This is a genomic window from Bacillus sp. LR_5, assembly GCF_042709275.1.
The window spans coordinates 1-3,312 of the sequence record NZ_JAVAXX010000461.1 but is presented as its reverse complement, the minus strand read 5'-3'; the positions used below and the strand labels follow the sequence as shown (position 1 = coordinate 3,312).

The window sequence follows — 3,312 nt, the reverse complement described above, 5'->3', positions numbered from 1 at the left end:
CCTTTACCTCGAATGGTAATATATTTCGGTTCAAAATTCTGTTCTATGTCAACTCCCATTTGACTTTTTGGAAGATCCCGGACATGTCCCATTGATGCTTTTACTTTATATTTTTTACCTAAGTAACGTTCAATCGTTTTCGCCTTAGCGGGCGATTCCACGATGACTAGATAATCAGACATTTTCATCCCCCTCAAGAGGTGTTCTCTCTCTTTTCAAGATATTTCAATTTTATTTTTGCAGCTGTCTTTATTTGGCTTTCAACATTTCATTCTTTATCATGAACGTCATTAATTAAATAGAAAACAATATGCAACTTTAAATCCTCACTATTATTAAATATTACAATACCGTTTGTCAAACGATAATTCAAAAGGGTTCCGTATATTGAACGTTTCTCTCAGGAAGTTCCTCGAAAATATCCTCTGCTGACCATATGGCTTTAGCCCCCTGCTGGATCAGTTTTATAGGACCTCCGGCGTAAGGGTCAAACAATGAACCGGGTACGGCAAATACCTCTCTCCCTTGTTCCAATGCTTGATAGGCAGTAATCAGCGAACCGCTTTTTTCTTTGCCCTGAACGACAATAACGCCTTCACTTAGTCCGCTGATAATACGGTTTCTCATAGGGAAATGCCATTTTTGGGGTTTAGTTTCAGGTGGGTGCTCTGACAGCAGGATATGGTGTTTAGCCATGTGATCTGCTAACTGAAGGTTTTCTCGGGGATAAATGTGTTGAAATCCGCCTGCAATGACGCCAATTGTCCGCCCCTTCGCCTTAATACTTGCAGCATGGGACATTCCGTCTATCCCAGACGCCAGTCCGCTGACAATCACCCAACCTTTACGACAGATCTCTTTTGTAAGATGATTGACAACTTGTTTCCCATAAGCTGTTGGATTTCTTGTCCCTACAATTCCAATTTTTCTCCCTTTCGAAAGAAGAGTCATATCACCTTTTGCAAACAGTACGGCGGGGGGATCATAAATGCTTTTAAGCCAGAAAGGATATTGCTTTGAAGAAATAGGGATGGTGTTAATGCCTTGCTCACGATAAGCAGCAAGTACACGCGGGAGCTTTGGATAAAATTGTTCTATTTCGTTTTTTAATGCAGCTGCTTTTATTTGATCACGAGTAACCGTTTGTAACACGGGTGATGTCAGCGACATAGACGGATCGGCTTTCCACCATTTTAATAGAAGGGATGGGGATAATAATTGATTGATTCTGCAAATCGTTAGGCAGGCAGCGGCCTGATCCAATAGATTGACCTCCTTTTGTTAGAAAAAGCAGGAACAGCCTTGACGGCTGTCCCTTTTTTATTAATGCGTTTTACAAGTTTCGAACAAGTTCTTCTCTTTCAGCACCTTGATTAAGGTTTCACCCATGACAGAAGGTGTCTCTGCAACTTCGATTCCGCATGCATTAAGGGTTTTGATTTTTTCATCAGCTGTCCCTTTCCCGCCGGAAATAATGGCGCCTGCATGCCCCATGCGCTTCCCAGGAGGTGCTGTTTTACCGCCGATAAAACCGACTACCGGTTTTGTCATGTTGGCTTTTACCCACTCTGCCGCTTCCTCTTCGGCCGTACCGCCGATTTCGCCAATCATGATGACTGCGTGTGTGTCAGGATCTTCGTTAAACGCTTTTAAAACGTCAATAAAGTTTGTTCCATTTACAGGGTCGCCGCCGATTCCAACAGCTGTAGATTGCCCTACACCCGCTTCTGAGAGCTGGTGCACCGCTTCGTATGTTAATGTTCCTGAACGTGATACAACGCCTACATGACCCTTTTTATGGATGTATCCGGGCATAATGCCGATTTTACATTCTTCAGGCGTAATGACACCAGGACAGTTCGGCCCTATCAGTCTCGTTTTCTTGCCTTCCATGAAGCGTTTGACCTTCACCATATCCAAAACCGGGATATGTTCTGTGATACAAATCACGAGATCAAGCTCCGCATCTACCGCTTCCATAATCGCATCAGCTGCAAACGGTGCGGGCACATATATAACAGACGCGTTAGCGCCGGTCGTTTGAACTGCTTCAGCCACTGTATTAAATACAGGAACACCTTCCGCTTCTGTTCCGCCTTTTCCAGGTGTTACACCGCCAACGATATTTGTGCCGTACTCAAGCATCTGCTTCGTATGAAATAAAGCGGTAGAACCTGTAATCCCTTGCACAATAACTCTTGTATCTTTATTAATGAAAACACTCATTATTTGGTCCCCTGCCTTTCATTCTTTCTTAAACTAAGGATACGATTTTCTGCGCGCCGTCAGCCATTGATTCCGCAGATGTAATGTTTAATCCTGATTCACTAAGGATTTTCTTCCCTAGATCCACGTTTGTGCCTTCAAGACGGACGACAAGCGGCAATGTCAAACCAACTTGTCTAGTCGCTTCAACAACCCCTTCTGCGATGACATCACATTTCATAATGCCGCCGAAAATGTTGACAAAAATCCCTTTAACGTTTTGATCAGAAAGAATGATTTTAAATGCTTCCGTGACTTTTTCAGCGGTTGCACCGCCGCCCACATCAAGGAAGTTGGCCGGTTCTCCTCCATAATGCTTGATAATATCCATCGTGGACATCGCAAGCCCCGCGCCGTTTACCATACAGCCGATATTTCCATCAAGGGAAATGTAGCTTAGATCATATTTGGACGCTTCAATTTCTTTCGGATCTTCTTCATCCAAATCTCTGTATTCCATAATGTCCTTTTGTCGGTACAACGCATTGCTGTCAAAATTCAATTTTGCATCAAGCGCCATCACATTTCCGTCGCCGGTAACAACAAGCGGATTGATTTCGGCGATTGAGCAGTCTTTCTCAACAAACGCTTTATATAGTCCAAGCATAAATTTAGCAGCTTTTCCCACGAGCTCTTTTGGAATATTAATAGCGAATGCAATTTCTCTGGCTTGATAGCCTTGAAGGCCAACAGCCGGATCAATGACAGCTTTTTTGATTTTTTCCGGTGTTTTCTCCGCAACCTCTTCAATTTCCGTTCCGCCTTCTTCAGAAGCCATCAAAACGATTCTTGAAGTGGCGCGGTCAAGCACTAGACCGATGTAATATTCTTTTTTAATATCGCAGCCTTCTTCAATAAGTAAGCGTTTTATTACTTGGCCGTCCGGACCCGTCTGATGTGTAACTAGGGTCTTCCCTAATAGTTCTTCGGCATACGCTTTTACTTCGTCTAATGATTTTGCTATTTTTACCCCACCAGCTTTGCCTCGACCGCCAGCATGAATTTGAGCCTTTACGACATAAACCGAGCTGGATAAGCTCTTTGCAC

The 3,312-nt window shown here is 43.5% G+C and carries 4 protein-coding genes; all 4 read right to left on the bottom strand.

Annotated elements, in window-relative coordinates; translation table 11 throughout:
• Nucleotides 1-182 (bottom strand): toprim domain-containing protein (locus RAC86_RS37035; RefSeq protein ID WP_377886798.1); only part of this gene is annotated, 182 nt, incomplete at its 3' end.
• Between the two features lie 187 nt (nt 183-369).
• Nucleotides 370-1,263 (bottom strand): DNA-processing protein DprA, encoded by an 894-nt coding sequence (gene dprA, locus RAC86_RS37030; protein WP_014479775.1) that lies wholly within the window; start codon nt 1,261-1,263, stop codon nt 370-372.
• Between the two features lie 60 nt (nt 1,264-1,323).
• On the bottom strand, nt 1,324-2,226 hold the full coding sequence (gene sucD, locus RAC86_RS37025; protein WP_003238566.1) for a succinate--CoA ligase subunit alpha: 903 nt from the start codon (nt 2,224-2,226) through the stop codon (nt 1,324-1,326).
• A 28-nt stretch (nt 2,227-2,254) separates the two neighbouring features.
• On the bottom strand, nt 2,255-3,312 hold a 1,058-nt coding region (sucC, locus tag RAC86_RS37020; RefSeq protein WP_377886796.1), incomplete at its 5' end, for an ADP-forming succinate--CoA ligase subunit beta.